Annotated in this window: 19 protein-coding genes, 1 tRNA gene and 2 pseudogenes; 5 read left to right on the plus strand and 17 right to left on the minus strand. The window is 64.6% G+C overall.

Features of this window, described 5'->3' with window-relative positions:
* Window positions 1-8: 8 nt before the first annotated feature.
* On the plus strand, window positions 9-821 hold the full coding sequence (locus EZH22_RS05240) for a DeoR/GlpR family DNA-binding transcription regulator (protein ID WP_203194698.1): 813 nt from the start codon (window positions 9-11) through the stop codon (window positions 819-821).
* A pseudogene (gene hisN, locus EZH22_RS05245) lies at window positions 811-1,637 on the plus strand (histidinol-phosphatase). The gene EZH22_RS05240 and the pseudogene hisN overlap by 11 nt, the downstream one beginning before the upstream one ends.
* Window positions 1,638-1,665: 28 nt before the next feature.
* Here hisN and EZH22_RS05250 read toward each other — a convergent pair.
* The 15 genes and pseudogenes from EZH22_RS05250 to EZH22_RS05315 form a co-directional block, all read right to left on the minus strand.
* Window positions 1,666-2,604, minus strand: a complete 939-nt coding sequence (locus EZH22_RS05250; protein ID WP_203194699.1) for an NAD(P)H-dependent flavin oxidoreductase — start codon at window positions 2,602-2,604, stop codon at window positions 1,666-1,668.
* 35 nt (window positions 2,605-2,639) lie between these two features.
* Complete coding sequence (locus tag EZH22_RS05255; protein WP_203194700.1) at window positions 2,640-3,098, minus strand: hypothetical protein; 459 nt, start codon at window positions 3,096-3,098, stop codon at window positions 2,640-2,642.
* On the minus strand, window positions 3,074-4,060 hold the full coding sequence (locus EZH22_RS05260; RefSeq protein ID WP_203194701.1) for an enoyl-CoA hydratase-related protein: 987 nt from the start codon (window positions 4,058-4,060) through the stop codon (window positions 3,074-3,076). Before EZH22_RS05260 ends, EZH22_RS05255 begins: the two co-directional genes overlap by 25 nt.
* 4 nt (window positions 4,061-4,064) lie before the next feature.
* Window positions 4,065-5,273: an acetyl-CoA C-acetyltransferase gene (locus EZH22_RS05265; protein ID WP_203194702.1), complete on the minus strand. Its 1,209-nt coding sequence runs from the start codon at window positions 5,271-5,273 to the stop codon at window positions 4,065-4,067.
* A gap of 140 nt (window positions 5,274-5,413) precedes the next feature.
* Window positions 5,414-7,297: an AMP-dependent synthetase/ligase gene (locus tag EZH22_RS05270; protein ID WP_231711305.1), complete on the minus strand. Its 1,884-nt coding sequence runs from the start codon at window positions 7,295-7,297 to the stop codon at window positions 5,414-5,416.
* 11 nt (window positions 7,298-7,308) lie between these two features.
* Window positions 7,309-8,117 (minus strand): annotated as a pseudogene (locus tag EZH22_RS05275) (ABC transporter ATP-binding protein).
* A gap of 32 nt (window positions 8,118-8,149) precedes the next feature.
* Complete coding sequence (locus EZH22_RS05280) at window positions 8,150-9,337, minus strand: ABC transporter substrate-binding protein (protein WP_203194703.1); 1,188 nt, start codon at window positions 9,335-9,337, stop codon at window positions 8,150-8,152.
* A gap of 43 nt (window positions 9,338-9,380) precedes the next feature.
* Window positions 9,381-10,424 (minus strand): branched-chain amino acid ABC transporter permease, encoded by a 1,044-nt coding sequence (locus EZH22_RS05285; RefSeq protein WP_203194704.1) that lies wholly within the window; start codon window positions 10,422-10,424, stop codon window positions 9,381-9,383.
* Entirely contained in the window at window positions 10,424-10,576 is a 153-nt protein-coding gene (locus tag EZH22_RS31615) for a hypothetical protein (protein WP_231711306.1), read from the minus strand. Before EZH22_RS31615 ends, EZH22_RS05285 begins: the two co-directional genes overlap by 1 nt.
* Window positions 10,504-11,301: a branched-chain amino acid ABC transporter permease gene (locus EZH22_RS05290; RefSeq protein ID WP_231711307.1), complete on the minus strand. Its 798-nt coding sequence runs from the start codon at window positions 11,299-11,301 to the stop codon at window positions 10,504-10,506. Before EZH22_RS05290 ends, EZH22_RS31615 begins: the two co-directional genes overlap by 73 nt.
* Window positions 11,301-12,164: an ABC transporter ATP-binding protein gene (locus tag EZH22_RS05295; RefSeq protein WP_203194705.1), complete on the minus strand. Its 864-nt coding sequence runs from the start codon at window positions 12,162-12,164 to the stop codon at window positions 11,301-11,303. Before EZH22_RS05295 ends, EZH22_RS05290 begins: the two co-directional genes overlap by 1 nt.
* A gap of 151 nt (window positions 12,165-12,315) precedes the next feature.
* Window positions 12,316-13,092 carry a FadR/GntR family transcriptional regulator gene (locus EZH22_RS05300; protein ID WP_203194706.1) on the minus strand — a complete coding sequence of 259 codons (777 nt, stop codon included), beginning with the start codon at window positions 13,090-13,092 and terminating at the stop codon, window positions 12,316-12,318.
* 268 nt (window positions 13,093-13,360) lie between these two features.
* Window positions 13,361-13,987, minus strand: coding sequence for a glutathione S-transferase family protein (locus EZH22_RS05305; RefSeq protein WP_231711308.1), 627 nt, complete (start codon window positions 13,985-13,987; stop codon window positions 13,361-13,363).
* Window positions 13,988-14,051: 64 nt separating this feature from the next.
* Window positions 14,052-15,887 (minus strand): monovalent cation:proton antiporter-2 (CPA2) family protein, encoded by a 1,836-nt coding sequence (locus tag EZH22_RS05310; protein WP_231711309.1) that lies wholly within the window; start codon window positions 15,885-15,887, stop codon window positions 14,052-14,054.
* Window positions 15,888-16,132: 245 nt separating this feature from the next.
* Window positions 16,133-16,209 (minus strand) — tRNA-Arg (locus EZH22_RS05315).
* A gap of 156 nt (window positions 16,210-16,365) precedes the next feature.
* On the opposite strand from EZH22_RS05315, the gene EZH22_RS05320 reads away from it, so the two are divergent.
* Window positions 16,366-17,604, plus strand: coding sequence for a tyrosine-type recombinase/integrase (locus tag EZH22_RS05320; protein WP_203194709.1), 1,239 nt, complete (start codon window positions 16,366-16,368; stop codon window positions 17,602-17,604).
* A gap of 30 nt (window positions 17,605-17,634) precedes the next feature.
* Here EZH22_RS05320 and EZH22_RS05325 read toward each other — a convergent pair whose 3' ends face one another.
* Window positions 17,635-18,411: a hypothetical protein gene (locus tag EZH22_RS05325; protein WP_203194710.1), complete on the minus strand. Its 777-nt coding sequence runs from the start codon at window positions 18,409-18,411 to the stop codon at window positions 17,635-17,637.
* A 1,546-nt stretch (window positions 18,412-19,957) separates the two neighbouring features.
* Entirely contained in the window at window positions 19,958-20,530 is a 573-nt protein-coding gene (locus tag EZH22_RS05330; RefSeq protein WP_203194711.1) for a DUF805 domain-containing protein, read from the minus strand.
* A gap of 423 nt (window positions 20,531-20,953) precedes the next feature.
* Between EZH22_RS05330 and EZH22_RS05335 the strand changes: the two genes are divergently transcribed.
* The gene (locus tag EZH22_RS05335) at window positions 20,954-21,373 is read left to right on the plus strand and encodes a hypothetical protein (protein WP_203194712.1); all 420 of its coding nucleotides are present in this window, start codon (window positions 20,954-20,956) and stop codon (window positions 21,371-21,373) included.
* A gap of 156 nt (window positions 21,374-21,529) precedes the next feature.
* On the plus strand, window positions 21,530-21,934 hold the full coding sequence (locus EZH22_RS05340; protein WP_203194713.1) for a lysozyme inhibitor LprI family protein: 405 nt from the start codon (window positions 21,530-21,532) through the stop codon (window positions 21,932-21,934).
* Window positions 21,935-21,936 lie beyond the last annotated feature (2 nt).

The raw sequence follows: 21,936 nt of genomic DNA on the forward strand, positions 1-21,936 counted from the left end.
CGGCGTCCATGGCCCAGACCGTGCGTCAGCAAGAGATCGTGGAGCTGCTGCGCGCGCGGCGCTCCGCCACCATCACCGACCTCGCCGAGCACTTCCAGGTGTCGGACGAGACCATCCGGCGCGACCTGAAGGCGCTGGCGGAAGCCGGCATGGTGGACAAGTTCCACGGCGGCGTGCGCCTCAACGTGGCCGAATGGGAGGCCCCCTTCGACCGCCGCCTGCGGGAGCAGGCGCCGGCCAAGCGCCGCATCGCCCATGCCGCGGCGGAATTGATCGAGGAGGACGCCACCATTCTCCTCGACAACTCGTCCACCTCCTGCTTCCTCGCCCAGGTGCTGGCGCCGCGGCCGGGCCGGCTCACCGCCATCACCTTCTCCATGGAGGTGGCGCAGATCCTGTCCTCCTCCGGCCGGAACCACCGCGTGATCCTGCCGGGCGGCGAGCTCAGGGCGGACGACCGCACCATCATCGGCCCGTCCGCCATCGATTTCGCCTCGCAATTCACACCGAGCCTGTTCGTGATGTCGGTGGCCGCCGCCTCCGCATCGCGCGGCCTGATGGACTTCGACCTGTTCGAGACCGAGTTCAAGCGCGCCATGATCCCGCTCGCCGACAAGGTGATGCTGCTGCTGGACGGCTCGAAATACGCCAAGCCCGGCCTCATCCAGGTGTGTGACTGGCCAGCGGTGGACATCCTGGTCTCCGACGCGCCGCCACCCGCCGCCTTTCGCGAGGCGCTGGAGCACGCACGCCTGGTTCTGGCGCCGCCCTTGACCGAGGCGGGCGAGGGCAACGGCCGCAGGCCCGCTTATGCCGAATAGCCCCGCTCGCACCCCGCCCGCGCCGGGCATCCCCGCGAAGAGCCCGGTGGCGGAAGACCTGCGCGCCTTCGCCGAACACCTCGCGGATCGCGCGCGGCCCCTCGCCCTCGCCCACTTCCGCACCCCCTCGGCATCGAATGGAAGGCGGATCAAAGCCCCGTCACCATCGCCGACCGCGCCGTGGAACGGGCGCTGCGCGAGGCCATCGCGGCGCGCTACCCCGCCCACGGCATCCTCGGCGAGGAGGAGGCGGCCGTCGGCATCGACCGGCAGGTGGTGTGGGTGGTGGATCCCATCGACGGCACCAAGAGCTTCGTCACCGGCCTGCCTTTGTTCGGCACCCTGATCGCGGCGGTGGTGGACGGACGCCCGCGGGTGGGCCTCATCGAGGTGCCGGCGCTGGGCGAGCGCTGGATCGGCGTTGCCGGCGGCGGCACCCGGCTCAACGGCGCGCCCTGCCGTACCAGCGCGGTCGAGCGCCTCGCCGATGCCCGGCTGTTCGCCACCTCGCCGGACATGTTCTCCCCCGCCGAGGAGATCGCCTTCGCCGCGCTCACCGACAAGGTCGGCCTGCGCCGCTTCGGCGGCGACTGCTACGCCTATGGGCTGCTGGCCAGCGGCCATGTGGACCTGGTGGTCGAGGCGAGCCTCAAGCCCTACGACTTCATGGCTTTGGTGCCGGTGGTGGAGGAGGCCGGCGGCGTCATCACCGACTGGTGCGGCGCGCCGCTCTCCATCGCATCGGGCGGGCGGGTCGTCGCTGCCGCCAACGCCGCGCTCCATGCCCGGGCGCTGGAGGTCCTGCGGGCGGCATAGGGCCGCCCTCCCGGGCCCGCCACCTCCGTCAGGCAAACGGATCGGCTGCCACCCGCGCCACGGCCTCCCGGTATTCCTGCCCGAGCCGCGCGCACAGCTCCGCGGCCGGCAGGATGTCGGCGATGCCGCCCACGCCCTGCCCTGCCGACCAGACGGTCTTCCACGCCTTCGCCTCGCTGGCCATGTCGAGCGCCCCGTGGGACACCAGGTGGTCCGGATCGAGCCCGGCCGCGGCGATGCTCGGCCGCAGGAAGTTCGCGTTCACACCGCTGATGGCGGACGTGTAGACGATGTCCGCCGCCGCCGTATCGAGAATCATGGACTTGTATGCCGTGTCGACCATCGCCTCGCGGGTGGCGATGAAGCGCGTGCCCATGTAGGCGAGGTCCGCACCGGCGACCCGCGCCGCCAGGATCTGCGCGCCGGTGTTGATGGCGCCGGCCAGCAGGATGGTGCCGTCGAAGACCTGCCGGATCTCGGCCACCAGGGCGAACGGGCTCACGGCGCCCGCATGCCCGCCGGCCCCGGCGCAGACAGCGACGATGCCGTCCACGCCCGCCTCCGCCGCCTTCTCGGCATGGCGACGGCTGATCACGTCGTGGAAGACGAGGCCGCCATAGGCATGCACCCCGTCGACGAGGTCGCGCACCGCGCCCAGCGAGGTGATGATGAGCGGCACCTTCTCGGCGATGCAGATGGCGAGGTCCGCGGCAAGGCGCGGATTGGACTTGTGCACGATGAGGTTGACGCCGAACGGGGCGGCGTCCGGGAACGCCGCGAGCCGCGTCTTGATCTCGTTGAGCCAGGAGCGGAAATCGTCGCTGGTACGGGCGTTGAGGGCCGGAAACGTCCCCACCATCCCCGAGCGACAGACCTCGACGACGAGGTCCGGACCGGAGGTGAGGAACATGGGCGAGGCGACGGCGGGAATCTTCAGGCGGCCCTGGAGCTGCGCGGGAATGGACATGTCTTCTCCCTGAGGGGCGGTCGAAACCGAGGATATCAGACGAGGGTGGAGGCCGGGGACTCCCGGCCCTCTCCTGCGCCACGAGCGCCCGACGTGGGCATGATGGCAGGCGGTGCGAAGCGGGCGCCGTGGCGGGTTTCCAGCGCCCGGCACCGCGCCGCGAGGCGGTCGGGTCCCATGCTGGCGATGAACCACAGGGGGCCGCCGGTCCAGGCCGGATAACCCCAGCCGAGGATCGCGTCGAGATCCGCCAGCTCGGGCGCGGCGCCACCGGATGCGGCAAGGGCGCGGGCCACCGCCAGCGCCGGCGCGAGAAGCAGCCGCTCGCGCACCTCGTCCTGCGCCGCAGGGGCGGCGGCCTCGCTTTCCGGAAAGGCCAGCCCGGCCGCCCGCGCCAACGCCAGCGGCCCCTGCTCCAGGCCGGCGGCACGCGCCAAATTCTCGACGAGCGTCGGCGACATGCCCTCCGTCACCAGGCGAAGGCCTTCCGCCACATAGGCCTCGCGCCCCGCGCGGACCAGCGCATCCCCCGGATCCCCGGCCCGCCGCCCGGCCTTGTCGCCGGCCTGCCGGGCGAAGAAGAGGGTGCGGATGAGCGCCCGGGACACTTCCCCCGCACCAGGGTCGCGAAATAATCGCGCTCCACCTTCAACGCCTTGTCCATGGGCAGGCGCGCGCCCTCGAACACGCATGACAGGATCGCCTGCGGCGCGGGATAAAGGCCGCGCGTCGCCGCCAGCGTGCGCGCATTGACGAGCGCGAACAGCTCCTGCACCGCCGGGCTCGCGGGCGCCGCGCCGGGCCAGCCGAAGCCCTTCTGGTCCCACGCCGGCTCCGGCGACACGCGCTGCTCGCGCAGGGCCGCCTTCGCCGTGTCGAGCAGGGCCTCCGGCGGCACCACCGCGTCGAGGAGACCCGCCGCCTGTGCCTCCGCCACCGTCAGAGCGCGGCCCTCCAGCAGCAGCGGCAGGGCCTCCGCGATGCCGATCAGCCGGGGCAGGCGCTGGGTGCCGCCCGCGCCCGGCAGGAGGCCGAGCTTCACCTCGGGCAGGCCGAACACCGCCTTCGGCGTGTCAGCGGCGATGCGGTGATGGCAGGCGAGCATGAGCTCGAAGCCGCCGCCCAGCGCCGTGCCCGGCGCTGCCGCCACCACCGGCTTGCCGCAGGTCTCGATGCGGCGGAACACATCGCCCATGCGCCCGGCGCGCTGCGCCGTCTCGCCCGCCGTGAGGCCGGGGCCAGAAAGGTCCTCCATGATCGCCAGGTCAGCCCCGGCGATGAACGCGCCCTTGCCCGAGGTGAAGACGATCCCGGTCACCGCCGCATCCGCGACGAGGCGCCGGGCCGCCGCGTCCAGCGCGTCCAGCATCGGCCAGTCGATGACGTTCATGGACCGGCCGGGCATGTCGATGGTGACAAGCGCGATGCCATCCTGGTCGATGTCGATGGTCAGCATGGCCTCACACCCGCTCGATGATGGTGGCGACGCCCATTCCGGCGCCGATGCAGAGTGTCACCAGGGCGGTGGTTCCTCCGCTGCGCTCCAGCTCGTCAAGGGCGGTGCCGAGGATCATCGCGCCGGTGGCGCCGAGGGGATGGCCCATGGCGATGGCCCCGCCATTCACGTTGACCCGCGCCGGATCGAGATCCAGCGCCTCGATGAAGCGCAGGGCCACCGCGGCGAACGCCTCGTTCACCTCGAAGATGTCCACGTCCCGCGCGCTCATGCCCGCCCGTTTCAGCGCCTTCTCGGCAGCGAAGGCGGGGGCGGTCAGCATGATGGTGGGCTCCGAGCCGATCTCGGCGAAGGCGCGGATGCGCGCTCGCGGCGTCAGCCCCGCCGCGGCTCCGGCCTCGCGCGTGCCGACGAGAATGGCGGCGGCGCCGTCGACGACGCCGGAAGCATTGCCCGCGTGATGCACATGGGCGATCTCGCCCACCTCGGGATAGCGCAGGCGCGCGATGTCGTCGAAGCCGGCCGCCGCGCCCATGGCGGCAAAGGAGGGCTTCAGACGCGCCAGGTCCGCGACAGTGGAATTGCCGCGCACCGTCTCGTCGCGCTCCAGCATGACCTCGCCCACCCGGTCGCGCACCGCCACCACGGAGCGCGCGAAGCGGCCCTCCGACCAGGCGCGCGCGGCGCGGCGGTGGCTCTCCACGGCGAAGGCATCCACGGCGGCGCGCGTGTAGCCCCACTTGGTGGCGATGAGGTCGGCGCTGATGCCCTGCGGCACGAAATAGCTGGCGAAGGACACCTGCGGGTCGGTGCTCCAGGCGCCGCCGTCGGAGAGGATGGGAATGCGCGACATGGACTCGCAGCCGCCGCCGATGGCGAGGTCCGCCTGCCCGGCCATCACCTTGGCGGCGGCCATGTTGGTGGCTTCAAGCCCCGAGCCGCAGAAACGGTTGACCTGCACCCCCGCCACCTCCTGCGCATAGCCGGCATGGAGGGCGGCGAGGCGCGGCAGGCACTGGCCCTGCTCGCCCACGGGCATCACGACCCCCATCACGATATCGCTGACGAGGGCGGTGTCGAGCCCGCCGCGCGCGCGCAGGGCGGTGAGCACGGTGGAGGCGAGGTGCACCGGGGTCGCCGCATGCAGGCCGCCGTCCGGCTTGCCGCGGCCGCGGGGGGTGCGCACATGGTCGAGGATGTAGGCGTCGGGCATGGGATGATCCTGCGCGGGCGCTCGCCGGCGGCCTGGGCATTTCGGGAAGGGGAAGACCGGCGCGCACGCATGAACACGGCAAGCCGATGGCCTGGACGACGTGCCGCCTGCCTCATCGCAAGCCGGCGGGAGAATATCCTCTAGCTCGCTCCGTAAAGACCCTCGATTTCCTCGGCGTACTTCTTCTGGATATTGGACCGCCGCACCTTCATGGTCGCGGTGACCTCGTCGTCGTCGTGGTCGAGCTCCTTGGTGAGGAGATGGAAGCGGCGGATGTGGGAGACCTGCGCCAGCTCGCCGTTGGCGCGCGCGATCTCCGCCTCGATGAGCGCGCGCACCTGCGGGTTCTCGGCGAGATTGCGGAAGTTGGTGTAGGAGACGCAATTCTCCTCCGCCCATTTGCCCACTGTCTCGAAGTCGATCTGGATGAGGGCGGAGACATATTTGCGCGCCTCGCCGATGACGATGCACTCCTTGATGAAGGCGCTGCCCTTGGCCACGTTCTCGATCTCGGAGGGGCTCAGATTCTTGCCGCCGGCGGTGATCATGATGTCCTTCAGGCGGTCGACGATCTTCACCTGGCCATCGACCATCTCGATCACGTCGCCGGTATGCAGCCAGCCGGCGCGCAAGGCGGCGCGGGTCGCCTCCTCGCTCTTGTAGTAGCCCTGGAACACGATGGCGCCCTGCACCAGCAGTTCGCCGTTCTCGCCCTTGCGGATCGCGACGCCTTCCACCGCCGGCCCCACGCAGCCCGGCACCAGCGCGTCGAGGCGCTGGCCCGTGGCCATGCCGCTGGTCTCGGTGGCGCCGTAAACCTCGATCAGCGGCACGCCGATGGTGCGGAAGAAGCGCACGATGTGCGGCGAGATGGGCGCGGCGCCGGTCATCGCCACCTTCACCATGCGCAGGCCGATGAAGTTCTGAAGCGCCCGGAAGAAGAGGAGATAGGCGAGGAGGAACACCGCCCGCTCGGGGAGCGAGCGCTCGTCCCGCGGCTTCTCGGCGAAGGGCGCGCAGGCCTTCAGCAGGCGCTCGAACGCCGCGCGGCGCAGCCCGCCCGCCTCCAGCATCTTGATGTAGATGGAGGCGTGCAGCTTCTCCCAGATGCGCGGCACGCCCAGGAACATGCTCGGCGCCACCTCGCGCAGGTCTTCCTGGATGGTGCGGATGGATTCGCCGAAATTCACCTGCGAGCCAAGATAGACCGGCGCCATGGTGGTCAGCATCTGCTCCGCCACGTGGCAGAGCGGCAGGTAGGAGACGTGGGTGGTCGCCGCGGTCAGCCCGAGCCGCTCGGCGATGCCGATCGCCTGGGCGCGCAGGTTGCCGTAGGAGAGCATGGCGCCCTTCGGCTTGCCCGTCGAGCCGGAGGTGTAGATGATCAGCGCGATGTCGCCGAGCGCCTGTTCCGCCAGCACGGCGTCGATGAAGTCCGGATTGGCGCGCCGGTGGACCTCGCCGCGCTCCATGAGCTCGTCGAAGGCGATGACCGTGCCCGGCGCATAGCCGCGCAGGCCCTTCTTCTCCATCACCACCACATGCCGCAGCAAGGGCAGCTCGTCCCGCCGCTCCAGCACCTTGTCCACCTGCTCCTGGTCCTCGCAGACCACGATCTCGGTGTCCGAATGGCCGAGCACATAGGCCACCTCGCCTGCCGGGCTGGTGGGATAGACGCCCACCGTGACCCCACCCACGAGGCCGGCCCCGAGCTGGGCCAGCACCCATTCAATGCGGTTCTCGGAGAGCACCGCCACGTGGCCGCCGGAGCCGAGGCCGAGCGCCTTCAATCCGTGGCCCACCAGGGAGGCGCGCTCGAAATAGTCCTGCCAGGACACCGGATTCCAGATGCCGAACTCCTTCTGCCGGATGGCGACGCGCACCGGCTGGCGCAGGGCGTGCAGGCGCAGCATCTGCGGCAAGGTGAGGTCGGGGAACCGGGGTGCCTCGGATTCTGGCGGCGCGCTCTTGGGCGGCGCGCTCTTGGGTGGCGGGGATTGCGGCGTCATCCTGGGCAAGCTCATCTGCGCCTCCCTCACGAAAGCCAGCGCTTGCGGCGCTTGTAGTGCTTGATGTCGCGATAGCTCTTGGCCCCCGCCTCGCCGGCCATGCCGAGATAGAATTCGCGCACGTCCTGATCCGCGATCAGCCGCTTGGTCGGCCCGTCGAGCACGATCTTCCCGGTCTCCATGATGTAGCCGTAGTGCGAGACCGCGAGCGCCACCGCCGCATTCTGCTCCACCAGCAGCATGGACACGCCCCGCTCCCGGTTGATGCGGGCGATGATGGTGAAGATCTCCTCCACCAGCTTCGGCGAGAGGCCCAGCGATGGCTCATCCAGCAAAATGAGCTTCGGCTCGGCCACCAGCGCCCGGCCGATGGCCAGCATCTGCTGCTCGCCGCCGGACAGGTAGCCGGCCCGGCCGTTCCGCCGCTCGTGGAGGCGGGGAAGTAGTCATAGACGAGGTCGAACGACGTGGGCCGCGCCTTGCGCCCGGTGAGGGCGTAGGTGGCCGCGACGAGATTCTCCTCGACGGTGAGATCCTCGAAGATGCGTCGCCCCTCCATCACATGGAACAGCCCGCGCCGCGCCAGCCCGTGCGGGGTGAATGCGGACAGCGGCGCGCCTTCGAAGGAGATCGAGCCGGCGGTGACCGCCCCGTCCTCCAGCGGCAGGAGGTTGGACACCGCCTTCAGCGTGGTGGACTTGCCGGCGCCGTTGGAGCCAAGCAGGGCCACCACCTGCCCCGCCTCGACACGCAGGGACAGGCCGCGAAGCACCTGGATCGCCTTGTTGTAGACGACCTCGATGTTGCTGATCTCGAGCATGGCGGGCGCGGTCATGGCAGTTCAGGTCCCCTCGAAGACAGATGCCCTCACTTCTTCAGGCTGATCCAGTCGGACGCCGCCTTCATCTGCTTGTCGGCGGCGTTGTAGGAATAGATGCGCCCCACCGGCACCGAATTGCCGGGGATGGAGATCGGCACGCCGATCAGCCCGCCCGTGTCGAAGTCCTTGATAGTGTTGAGCGACGCCTTGAGGTTCTTGGCGCTGAGCTCCTTGCCCGCCTCCAGCGTGCGCTTCGCCGCCTCGGTCATCAGCATGGCGGTGAGGAAGCCCTGGGTGTAGCCGGTCGCCTGGTAGGTGGGCCGCAGCTTGCGGATCTTCTCCAGCATGGGCGAGTTGCCCTCGGTGTCGAAGTAATAGCGATACGGCATCACCCCCATGAAGCCGTCCGCCGGAGCGCCGACCCCCGCCCACAGCGAATTGTCCATGGACCAGAACGTGCCCATGAACTTCGACTTGAGGCCCAGCTGCTTGGCCTGGGTGAGGAATTCCGGCAGCGGCGCCAGCACGTAGCCGTGGAAGATGGTGTAGTCCGGATTGGCGCGGCGCAGCTTCAGGATCTCGGTGGAGACGTCCACCGCCGTCGGCGGGGTGACGATCTGCCCGACCACGTCGAGGCCCATCTCCTTCGCGCGCTTCACGCTGGCCTCGATGGGGTCGCGGCCGAACTCGGTGTCCGAATTCACGAACACGATCTTGGCGCCCTTCTGCTGCCTCGCGATGTATTCGAGCAGGATGGCGATCATCTCCACATAATCGGGGCCCGCCATGAACTGGAACGGATAGGCGACCGGATTGTTCAGCTCGCTGCCGAAGGAAGCGCCGGCCATCAGGATGCTGCCGCGGCGGTTCAGCTCCTCGTTGATGGTCTTGGCGAAGCCCGTCGAGTCGCCGTAATAGAGGTGGATGTCGTTCTGGGTGGTCAGCTTGTTGAACACCGCCACCGACTGGTCGACCTTGTAGCTGGTGTCCTCATAGGCGAGGCGCAGCTTGCGCCCGGCGACGCCGCCCGCCTCGTTGGTGATCTTCACGAAGTCGGAGATTCCCGCCTCGATGGCGACGCCGGCGAAGGCGAACACGCCGGTGAGCGGGATCGAGCCGCCGATCACCAGCTCCTTCTCGTCGGCATGGGCGGTCAGCGCGGGAAACAGGGCGGTGGATGCGAGCCCCGCCGTCGCGGCAAGGCCGAGCACGCTGCGTCTCGAAAGCTTGGTCATTGGCGTTTCCTCTCTCGTTTATGTTTTATGTTGTTGTGTTTCTTCAGTTGCGGAACGGCCAGAGGGTGAAGAAGCGGCGGATGCGCCGGACGATCTCCGCCAGCCCCTGCGGCTCGAACACCAGGAACACGATGATCAGCGCCCCGAACACGATGGTGCGCACGGGCGAGAGCGCCGCGCCCGCATTGGGGAAGACGGGGCCGAGCCACTCCACCACGTATTTCAACAGCTCCGGTACCAGCGTCATGAAGGCGGCGCCGAGGATCGAGCCGAGGATGGTGCCCAGCCCGCCCACGATCACCGCCGCCAGGAAGAAGATGGAGGTCGCGAAGGGAAAGCTCTCCGGCGTCACGACGCGGAAGAAATAGGCCCACATGCCCCCCGCCACCCCGGCGTAGAAGGAGGACAAGGCAAAGCTCATCAGCTTGTATTGCAACAGCGGGATGCCCAGCACCTCCGCCGAGATGTCGCGGTCGCGAATGGCGATGAAGGCGCGGCCGATGCGGGTGCGGAACAGGTTGGCGGCGCCCAGCACCATCAGCGCCGTGATCGGCACGATCACGAAATAGAGGGCGAACGGGCTGGCGAGCTCGAGGCCGAAAAGGCGTGCCGGCGCCACGTTCACGCCGCGCACGCCGTTCGTCACCGCCACCCAGTTGGTGAAGACGAAATGCAGGATGAAGGAGGCGGCGATGGTGGCGATGGCGAGGTAGAGGCCCTTCACGCGCAGGCTCGGCACGCCCACCACTATCCCCACCAGCGCCGAGACCACGCCGGCGGCGGCGATGTTCAGGAGAAAAGGCGTGCCGAGATGGCCGTCGAGGAAGGCCACCGCATAGGCCCCCACCGCCATGAACGCCGCCTGGCCGAGGCTGACGAGGCCGGTATAGCCGGTGAGGATGTTGAGGCCCGTCGCGCTGGCCACGTTGATGGCGACGAGGCAGGCGAGATAGAGCCAGTAGGCGTTGAGCACAAAGGGGGCGAGCGCGAGCACCACCGCCAGCACCACCATCCAGCGGCGCTGCGTGGCGGTGACGAGCAGGCCCTCGTCGGAGATGTAGGTTTCCTTGGCGGTGGCGATGCGCATCAGAGCCGCTCGATCTCGATGGTGCCGAACAGGCCGTAGGGCCGGATCATCAGCGCCGCGATGAGGATGGAAAAGGTCGTCACCAGCTTGAACTCGCCCCCGAGATAGGTGCCGGCCCAGGCCTCCACGACGCCGATGAGGATGCCACCCACCAACGCCCCGAGCACCGAATCCAGCCCCCGATGATGACCACCACCAGGGCGGAAAGGCCGAAGACGCCCATGGTGGGCGAGATGCCGCCGATGGCGCCCACCAGGATCCCCGTCCCCGCCGCCGTGGCGCAGGCGACGATCCAGGCCAGGGAGAACACGCCGGGCACGTCGATGCCGCAGGAATAGGCCGCGGCCTGATCGGTGGCGGTGGCCCTGAGCGCGATGCCGCCGCGCCAGGTGCGGAACAGGATGAGGAAAGCCGTGATCACCAGCGCCGCCACCACGAAGCCGATGGCGATCTTGCGCGAGACATAGGCCTCGCCGATGAACACCGGAGTCGCCCCCATGAAATCGGGCAGCGCCCGCGGGTCGGTGTTCCAGATGAGTTCGGCGATGCCGATCAGCACCGAGCCGAGCCCCACGGTGACCATGAAGACGGAGATGGGGCTCTCCCCCAGCATGGGGCGGATCAGGGCGCGCTCCACCAGGGCCCCCACGGCGCCGCCGCCGGCGATGGCCAGCGGGATGGAGGCCCAGACCGGCAGGCCGAAGCCCGCCGAAAAGGCGAAGAACAGATAGCCGCCCAGCATCAGGATCTCGCCGACCGCGAGGTTGATGACCCGCGTCGCCTTGTAGATGAGCACGAACGACAGCGCGGTGAGCGCAAGCAGCGCGCCGGAGCCCAGGCCCGCCAGCGTCACCTCGGCGAAGAACAGCCAATCCATCAGGCGGCCTCCCGCGGGGCGGCGAGGCGGCGCATCAATTCGGCCGGGTCGCCCGAGCCGAGATAGGCGGCGGCAACCTCGGGGTCGCGCTGCACCTCGGCCGGCGGCCCCTGCGCGATCACCTTGCCGAAATTGAGCACCACCACATGGTCGGAGATGTCCATCACCATGCCCATGTCATGCTCCACCATGAGGATGGAAATGCCCCACTCCTCCTTCACGTCGAGGATGAAGCGCGCCATGTCCTCCGTCTCCTCCCGGTTCATGCCGGCCACCGGCTCGTCGAGCATCAGGAGGCGGGGACGCATGGCCAGCGCCCGGGCGAGCTCCACCCGCTTCTGCAGCCCGTAGGAAAGCGAGGCGACCGGCTTGTTGCGGATGTGGTCGATTTCCAGGAAATCGATGATCTCCCGCTCCACCTCGGCGCGCAGCTCCATCTCCTCGCGCCGCGCCGCACCCCAATAGGCCAGCGCCTGGAGCAGGTTGGTCTTCATGTGGGCGTGGCGGCCAAGCTTGATGTTGTCGAGCACGGTCATGCCCTTGAACAGGGCGATGTTCTGGAAGGTGCGCGCGAGCCCCGCCCGGGCGCGCGCCGGCGGGTGGGTCGCGGTGATGTCCGCGCCATCGAGCACGATCCGCCCCGCCCGCGGCCGGTAGAAGCCGGAGATGCAGTTGAACAGGGAGGTCTTGCCGGCGCCGTTCGGCCCGATCAAGGCGGTGATGGTGCCGGGCCGGACCTCGAAGGAGACATCGGTCAGCGCCTTCAGCCCGCCGAACCACAGGGACAGGCCGCTGACGGCGACGTGAGCGGCGGCGGCACGGGGCGCGTCCAGCGGCGCGCGGCGCGGGATGAGGGCGCTCATCGCCCCTTCCCCGGCCGCGCGTCCGCGCGGTCCCACGGCCCGGCGCGGTCGGCCGAGTTCTGCATGTTCAAGGCGCTTCCTCCCATGTCCCCGGTTCAGCGTCCGGAGATCTTGATCGCTTGGAGAAACAGTCGTCAGGTGGCCGGCGTCTTCAGGTGGCGGACTTGCTCAGGGCGTAGCGCGCGAAGATGCGCTCCACCGGTTCGTCGATTTCGCGGCCGGCGCGCACGAAGCCCTTGCGCCAGTCCGCCAGGTGACGCGCCATCCAGGTCCGGGCGAGGTCGAGGTCGCGGGCCTTGACGGCGTCGATAATGCTGCGGTGCGCCTGCGCCATGCGCGCGGCGCCTTCCGGCACGCGCCGGCAGATCATTTCCGAGGTTGGAAAGAAGAGCAATGCCGCCGGCTCGCGCGCCAGCTCCAGCACCCGGTTGCGGGATGCCCGGGCGACGAGGGCGTGGAACTCGGTGTCGATCTCCGACACCCGGACCGGATTGCCGATGGCCGCCTCCAGACGCGTCTGGTTGGCTTCGAGGGCCTCGATATCGTCATGGTCCGCATGGGCGGTCGCGCCTTCCACCGCGCCCACCTCCAGGATCAGGGCGGCATCGTAAAGCTCGCGGAACGTGACATCCTGCAGCACCAGGACGCGGCTCATGCGGCTGGAGAGCGCGCCGTAGCGCGGCTCGCAGACGAAGAGCTTGCGCCCCGCCTCGCGCCGCACCAGCCCCCCCTGCTCCAGGACCCGGATGCCCTCGCGCACGGTGGAGCGGTTGACTCCGAACTGCCGGACCAACGCCGCCTCGGTGCCGATCTCGTCCCCCGGCCGCAGCCGGCCGGAAACGATCTCCGCCTCGATGGCCTCCGCCACCATCTCGTAGGCCGAGGGCACGCGGATGCGTTCAAAATGCTCGGCAGAATTGTCGGACATATGAGCCAATTGCACCTTTGTCCGACAAATGCTCCCATCGCCCGCGCGGGATGTCAAGACGGCCCGTCACAACGGCCGATGTCGTGCCATCCGGGAACATTGAACGCGGCTCTTCCTTCGCCATCCTGCCTGCAGGGCGATGGGGAGGTCAGGCTGCCGACGGCGGAGCGATGGCGCGGGCATGATCGCCGCGCCGACGCCGCCTTGGCCGAGAAGATCCGCGACCGATGATCCCGCCGGCAAGGCTCCCCCGCGACCTTGGGGGTGATCAGGATCGATACCCCTCCTCGGCCAGCACCTGGCGAACCACGGGGCGCGCCCGCACCAGGCGATAATGCGCGGCCACGCGCGGCGGCAAGAGGATACCGATCCTGTCGGCCCAGAATTCGTTGTAAAATAAGGCTGCGTCGGCAATCGAGAAGTGCGGCCCCACGACATAGCCTTCGGCCGGCATCCGCCTTTCGAGCAGCTCGAACGCCTGGCTCACGATCTCCCGGCCGTGCGAGGCCACGTCGTCTTTCAGACCCTGCCCGTGTCGGGCTTCGCTCGACGGGATGTAGCGTTCCGAGGTGAAGATCCGGGTATAGCCCTCCCCGTGCAGCTGGATCAGCGCGAAATCGAGCAGCTCGACGGCGCGTGCCGCCAGCGCCGGGTCCTGCGGAAGAAACCGGCCGCGCGGATAGGTTTCGGCAAGCCACAAGGCGATGGACCTGAAGTCGGTGAGCGCGCGGCCGTCGTCGAGCACGAGCGTCGGGATCGTGCCCCTCGGATTGATCTTGAGGTAGTCCGGCCGGAGATGATCGCCGGCGGGGATGTTGATGATCCACGCCTCGAACGGCAGCTCCAGCGTTTCGAGCAGGATGTGGATGCCGGTCGAGCAGGAACCGGGCGTCATGTAGAATTTCAGTGCCATGCAACGAGGCAAGCAAGAAGCATGACAGCGCCGGCCCGCCCGCCGATCAGGTGGGAGAGGGCTCCCGACGCAGCGCCTCGCCCGCCAGCACGCCGGCTTCCGTATTGAGCGGCGTTGCCGCCTGGCGCGGGCGCGTGAATGGCTCGGGGGTCGGGGCATTGGAGTGGATGAGATCGAGGCCGGCATAAAGCCCGCTCGTCTGCTCCAGGCAGAAGCGCTCCGCGTCGCGGCGGCGGATATCGGCAATGGTCTCCTCGGCTTCGGCGGGGGCGAGACCCAGGAATTCCAGCGCGTTCTGGCCGAACGCGAAGGCTGATTCCAGCGTTTCGCGCATCTGGAAGTCCACCTTCTGGTTGACCAGCTCCAAGGCATGGCCGCGGTCGTAGGCCCGCACCAGCAGGCCCGCCTGGGGAAAGGTCTCCTTCGCCAGCGTGACGATCTTGTTGGCGGCCGCCCGATCGTCCACGCAGATGGCGATCGCCCGCGCGCTGCCGGCGCCCGAGGCGTGCAGGACGTCGAGATTGGTGCCGTCGCCATAATAGATCTTGAAGCCGAACCTGGCGGCGCTGCGGATCATGCCCGGATCGTTGTCGATGATGGTGACGTCGAGCGCCCGCGCGAGGAAGGCCTGGCTGACCACCTGCCCGAAGCGCCCGAACCCCACCAGGAGCACCGATCCGCTGAGGCCGTCCGGCGCCTCCAGCCCGTCGAGATCGGGCTTTTCCGCGGGCAGCAGGCGGCGCGCCGCCATCACCGTGAGCGGCGTCAGCACCATGGACAGGATCACGGTCGACGACATGACGGCGCTGATGCGGGCATCGAAGATCCCGACGGCGGCAGCCGCCGCGTAGAGCACGAAGGCGAACTCGCCGCCCTGGGCGAACAGGGCCGCCCGGTAGATGGCCTCCCGCCGGCCAGCGCCGAACAGCAGCGCCACGGCCAGGATGCCGGCGGCCTTCACCACCATGTAGCCGACCACCGCCAGCGCCACGAGGCCCCATTGCTGCATCACCACGTCGAGGTTCAGCGACATGCCCACCGCCATGAAGAACAGGCCAAGGAGCAGCCCGCGGAACGGCTCGATGTCCGCCTCGAGCTGGTGGCGGAACGTGGAGCCGGACAGCAGCACGCCGGCGAGGAAGGCGCCCATGGCCATGGAAAGGCCCGCCACCTGCATCAGGAGCGCCGTTCCCAGCACCACGGTGAGGGCGGCCGCAGTCATGATCTCGCGGGCCCGGACGGCCGACAGAAGGGCGAACAGGGGATTGAGCAGCCAGCGCCCCGCGGCGACGACGATGGCAACCGCGCCGGCGGCGATCGCCAGGCTCACCCAGTCGGCCCTCAGATTTTGGCCGGTCGCGGGCGCGAGCACCGCGACCAGCGCCAGCAGGGGCACGATGGCGAGGTCTTCCAGCAGCAGGATCGAGACCGCCCGCTGGCCGGGCGGCGTCGCCGTCTCGCCCGCCTCGTCGAGGATCTGCATGATCGCGGCGGTGGAGGAGAGAACGAAGCCCATGGCGGCGATGAAGGCGGTCGCCGGCGCCAGCCCGGCGAGCATGCCGAGGCCGGTCAGCAGCGCCCCGCATGTCAGGACCTGCGTCGCGCCGAGGCCGAAGATATCCCGCCGCAGCCCCCACAGCCGTGCCGGCCGCATCTCGAGCCCGATGACGAAGAGGAACATGACGACGCCGAGCTCGGCGAAATGCAGCACCGCCTCCGGCGCGGCGACCACCTTGAGGCCAAACGGCCCGATCGCGAGGCCGGCGGCAAGATAGCCCAGCACCGACCCGAATCCCGCGCGCTTGAACAGGGGCGCGACGATAACGCCGGCGCCGAGCACCGCCACGATCTGCACCAACTCGAGATTCGACGGCTCAGCCACGGCGCCACGCTCCAGCATCCGGTTCGCCGCCGGTCGCGGCAGGGATATGACGTAACGTAATTAAGAAGTCGGACGAAGGCATGCGATTTCCGCCCGGCCTTCACCCCACGCCGCCGGGAAGCTGGCGCGGCGTGTCGTCGAGGCGGGTGCCGGCGATGGAGGCCGGCCGTTATGAAGAGGGCGGGCGAAGGGGTGGCAAACCTGACTGGCCAACGCGAATCTAAGTATTTGAAAAATAAAACTTATGGTGTCCCGGAAGGGATTCGAACCCCTGACCTGCGGTTTAGGAAACCGCTGCTCTATCCTGCTGAGCTACCGGGACTTAAGGCTTTTCGGTCTATAAGCCCTTGATATTTTATTGTTTTTAATATTTTACGTTGTAGAATCGCTATATATCATGCCCTCGCTTGCGGCCGCCTTGTGTTACCCAGACGTTACCCCCATAATGAGGTCGTTACCCCAATCCCCAGAGGTGCCCATGGCCGCATCCCTAACCGTGAGGGGCATTGATGCGCTCAAGCCAACTGCGTCCCGCCAGGAAATCGCCGACGGATATCTAACCGGCCTCTATTTGATCGTCCAGCCTAGCGGTGCAAAGAGTTGGGCAGTCCGCTATCGCTCCAAGGGCAGACCGAGGAAGCACACGCTCGGCGCATATCCCGCGATCAAGCTCGTTGATGCTCGCATATTGGCAGCTCAGATTATGACCGCTGTCGCAGAAGGCCGTGATCCAAGCGAGGAAAAGAAGCAGGCCAAGCGCGAAGCCGCCGAAGGCATCAAAGATGACGTTGCGTCAGTCATTGAAGCCTATCTGGAGCGCCAAGCCCAAAAGCACCTCAGGAAAAGCTCCCTGCGTCGGGTAGAGGGCCTCCTGTCCAATGACGTGATTGCCGCTTGGAAGGGCCGATCCATCAAGTCCATAACGAAGCGTGACGTGAACGATCTGCTTGATGCCGCCATCAATCGAGGGGCGAAGGTCACAGCCAATCGCCTTCTCGCCGTGGTTCGCCATTTCTTCAACTGGTGCGTGCAGCGAGACCTTATCGAGAAATCGCCTATCGCCGGCATCAAGGCGCCCACCGATGAGAAAAGCCGCGACCGAATTCTGAACGATGAAGAGTTGGGCTTGGCGTTGAAAGCGGCGGATAAGTTGGGTTGGCCGTTCGGGCCGTTCGTTCATCTCCTCATTCTGACTGGCCAACGTCGCGATGAAGTGGCGGGCATGAGGTGGAGCGAGCTTGATATCGCGAATGCCACTTGGACCATTCCCCGCGAAAGGGCGAAAAACGACAAGGCGCATGTAGTGCCCCTGTCGCCAGAAGCCGTCGCCATCATCAATGGCTTGCCGCGCATGAAGGATGGGGAGGCAGAGTCCCCCTTCGTGTTCACCACCACCGGTAAAACGCCCATCTCGGGTTTCTCGAAGGCCAAGGAGGCAATGGACAAAACGATTGCGAAGCTGCTCAAGGGAGAGAATGAGCAGGATGCCCCCTCCATTCCCGATTGGCGCCTTCACGACCTCCGGCGCACGATGGCATCAGGAATGGCGAGGCTTGGCGTTCCGGTGCACGTGGTTGAAAAGCTGCTCAATCACACGAGCGGCACGTTCGGTGGGATCGTTGATGTTTATCAGAAGCATGAGTATGCGGACGAGAAGCGGCAGGCGGCAGAGGCTTGGGGCGGACATGTCGCGCAACTGACGATTGGCGCGCCCTAACGAACGAATGAGGCTCCATCCGGAAAGGGCCTACTCGATTGGACGAGTTGAAAAATCGGGAGTGAAGCCGGTGCTGTCAGGGGCGAGATCGTGGAAGAAAAGAGCCTGCGCGATACACGCTCTTGCCGAATTATAGCTCCCTTGACCCGCAAGGCCATCGAGGGCTCCATCCAAGAAAAGATATGGCGCCTGATTGTTGGCGTTGTACATTTGGAGTGGTAGGGGATTGTCGCTTCGCCCATTTTGGAAAAGAAGCAGGACCTTATTATAATTTCCGGAGGGGTACCGCTCCACGTTCTGGTCTATATTATATTCTACACTATCTTCATCATATTCTTCTATTTCGTCTATATCGATTTTTGAAAAATATCCCTTGTCCATCCCCCATCTTATCGTCGGCCTCTTGCAGATCAGATATTCTCCAAGATAGATACCGGCATCCAACATGAGATTGCACCCGATAAACCGGCCGGTCCAAGCCGGATCATAATCGTTGTACGAGCGCCAGATCATACGCTGTCCATCCGCGACGATCGAGCCATTATAAAATTTCGCCCATCGGTCAAACTTGTCGATCGATTCTGGATTGAAAGAAAGGCGAATTCGAAAGTTGCGCCACATCCATTCAAGGAACATTTCGAGGCGTTCATCCTTCACTCTCATAAAATAATCAAAATTCTCCTGCGCCTCATCGTCGGTCAAATCAGACTCGCACTTCAAATGTGGCGGGGCGTAGATTGGATAACCAACGAGTGCGCGAGACATGCGCAGGTAAGGATACCAATAGCGAGGCTTGAGGATTCTCATCCCACCTTCCCTTCTATGTCTCAATATCTTTATAATCCAAATGATATTTTCAATATTTTTACATTTTCGCCAATCGAAATTAGAAGCGCGATTGCGCTAGCGGCCGCGAAACCAAGTCCGATCCGCTTCCACATCAATGTGAAACTCTCTTCGCCAATCTTTCGGATGAAGGCTGATTTCCCTTCGCATACGAGTCGCCAATGGTCCCAGTGAAATTGGAAGCTCTTCGAGACTAAAAGAAAGAAAATAGCAAAGTATGCGCTGTTATCTGGAAATCTGTCGATATACCGAGGAGGCAACCCAGGCCTTCCCCAACCGAAAAGAACCATGCAGAACGTTGATAACACGGCCATAAGTGCTGCGCATACCCAGGTTGCCCTGCACGCGATTAAGGCATATCTGATCTCGATTGGCCGAGGAATATCAGAATACGGCATTCGGGCGCGCCTAATATTTCCTTAGCTCGAAGCGATCGGGTGCGTGAGCTGAGAACGTGAGCCGATTTCCGCATTATCGAGACCGATGCATAACGATGCAACCGAGATGAAAGCCGAAGGAATGGTAGATTTGCATTCCGTAAGGTAATAACAAAAATAAATTGGAAAAGAAGATGGATCAGGTCCAGATTCAACGGCAGAGGGTTTCTGGTGAGTGGACAACAGTCATGGTTGTCCAAAACCTGGCGCCGAACATCACGAACGCCATGAAGGCCACTGCGCGTTCAAACCCTGGCTGTCGAGTCAGGGCAATCGATGCGAATGGGCGCGTGGTCGATATCCTGTAATGGTCCGATGCCCGTCACGAATGAGGACCCTCACCGAGTCTGAAAAACGCTCCAACCATCAGCCATTTGTCTATTGCTAATGACCGCCGTGAGGTATTTTAGTACGGATACCATCTTGAGGCAAAATGGCATTCGGCCGTCCATAATGGCTAGAGCTTCCTCCGAGGATATTTGTCCAGTGGCCTGCATGAGGCCAACGGCAGTACTCAGCAAAATCGCTCTTTGGACGTCGACACCTAATGGATTGTTTTTCATGTTCTCAGCCGAGAAACCGGTATTGGATATCCCGGCGCCGATTGCGCAATAGACGTGTTGAGGGAAGATTCCTCCATTCCTCAAATCATCGGCAAGAAGCAATAATCCGAAAATCAAAAGGACGATTTTTAGATTTACGTGCACAGGCGTGTTCTCCGGAAATTAATGGGGCGGGCTGCCAAACGGGTAATTTCGTCAGCATCTGTACCAATGAAAACGAATCCAACCTGGACCCCACTTACTGCCGTGGGCTCCGACTTCATAGGTTGATGGGCTGACGTTGATTACAGTAGTGCTGTTGAATGGTGGATTCGAATATTTAACGAACCACCGCCCTTCGTCATACCATACGCCGTGCACAACCACGTACCCTTTGGGAATTGCCCGCACACATATGTGTTCCTCTTGGGCGAAGGCCGGAGCGACCCAAACCAACACACCGAGCATCAGCAAAGACCGAACAATCACTGATCCAAACATTGCGATGATTCCCCCGTGACCTCGGCGCTATTGATCCCGATTTTGCTGCGTCCAGTGCAGCATACCCCTTGGGGCCTCGCGGGTTTCGGTTGGTGGGCCTGCGACAGGCGCACTGGGGGTCACAGGAGCGCTTTGTAGGCTGGGCTGAGGATGAGCGGCTTGCGGAATTGGTGATGCAGGAGGAGTGCCCTTGTCGGCCTCCGGTTCCTCGCCATATCGATTGGGACCGGGCTGAGACGGCTGAACCCACCAATACAGGAGCGGCAAGAGCCCGATAATGGCTAAGGCAAGCAACTGCCACCAGCCGCTGCGGCCAACGTCGTGAAGGCGCCGGCTACCGACTGCCCAAGATGGAATTATGGTCAGTAAAGAAAATGCATTTCCGACATAATAGAAAAATAAATTATCAGATTTCCATGTATACGCGAAAGAAAGTAACACGACAAAAAGACTGTACCACCAGAACTCACTTCTTTTTGCTCGCCCGCTAAATTCTGCATACTTTTTGAAGCAAGTTTTTACGGCATCGTTAAGGTTCACGACATCCCCCAACCCAAAACGAGCGCAGTTGGCGGTTCGCCCCCGCCTTACGCTGCTCATTGCCCTTGGTGATCGGGGAGTTGGAAAACCGAGTGGTTACGGTCCCTGTGGCCTTTAGTCCGAGAACCTGTTGCATACGCCACAGGCTCCCCGACCATAGGTCAAGGAGTTGGTGCCGTTCCGGTCGACACCCATACCGAACCACAGGGGTTTCCACGCCCCAGAACGTTGCGTGACGTTCCGCTTACCTATCTACCTTAGCGCGAGCCGTTTGTCTCTCCCTTCAAAGAAGGGGGGTGAAGGGCGCAAAGCGCTGACATCGATAGCTCTTAGCTGAGGCATGAAGAGGCCAGAGGCGTGAGGAGCGGACAGCGCCGCGCGAAGCTGTTTCTTACATCCAATGCCAAGCGTGGCATTGACCGTCTGCCACCAATAGCTGCATCCTGATCCATCAACATAGTTCCCAATTTAAGGTGAAATGCGGTGGACCAGCCTCAGCTTCATGATCCCAATAGACTTTTGATGGCAGCGACAACCATTATTGCCGCTGTGGCCATACCTGTCATTGCTTTTGCAGCCGATGCGACAATGCCGATCATGCAAGTAGGTGATTGGTGTTTCGAATCGCAGGAAGGTAGAGAGACTCACTATATTTTGCCGAGTTGGGCAGAAGATGGAGTATGCAAGAAAATTATTTCCATCAACCCTTGGAGTTTTGGCGCGGACGGCTGGCATTGCGAACCGGAGCAAGTGCGCGAGAAAAAGGACTGTGCACCTTCCGGATGCTCATATGATGCTCAAGTTATTGCTAGATGCCAATCAGACGGACCTGTTGGGCCCGGTAAGCGCACGATATTCGAATTCAGTCGATATAAGGGTAATTTATCTGTTAAGCAACGATAGATAGTTAACTGCAAACTAATAATCTCGTTCGCCTGATATCCATCAAATGTCACCCAACGCTGATAAGGTAAAATGATAAAATATTATCAGGCGTAAATCGGGTGTCGATTATCCCTATAGGCTAGAACCAAGCGCCGCTCACTCAAGGAAGAGCTGATGACCTTACGCCGTCCATTGTTGCGGACCATTCAGATCACCCTCTTCGTATCTGTCTTCAGCGGAACGACAGGCTTCGCATCCGATCTTAGCGCCCAATATGAGGAATGCCGCGCACGGTCACAATCGGGCGTTCAAACGAAGACATGTCTTGCCCAGGAGCTCGATAGGCAAGATGCGCGACTCAATATGGCCTACCGTGACGCAATGGCCCGCTTGCCGCCTCAGAGGCAATACCATTTGAGGGAGGCCGAGAGAGCTTGGATCAAGTGGCGTGACGCGAAATGTCTGGCCGCAGGGGATGGCAGCAAAGCCGCTGCGGTCTACGACTATCCACTGTGCATGGCTACAGAAGCCGCTCGTCGTGCGGACGTTTTGGAAAAAGCGAATAGCCAGAAAAACTGATA

The organism is Xanthobacter dioxanivorans, from assembly GCF_016807805.1.
In the GTDB taxonomy this organism is placed as follows: Bacteria; Pseudomonadota; Alphaproteobacteria; order Rhizobiales; family Xanthobacteraceae; genus Xanthobacter; species Xanthobacter dioxanivorans.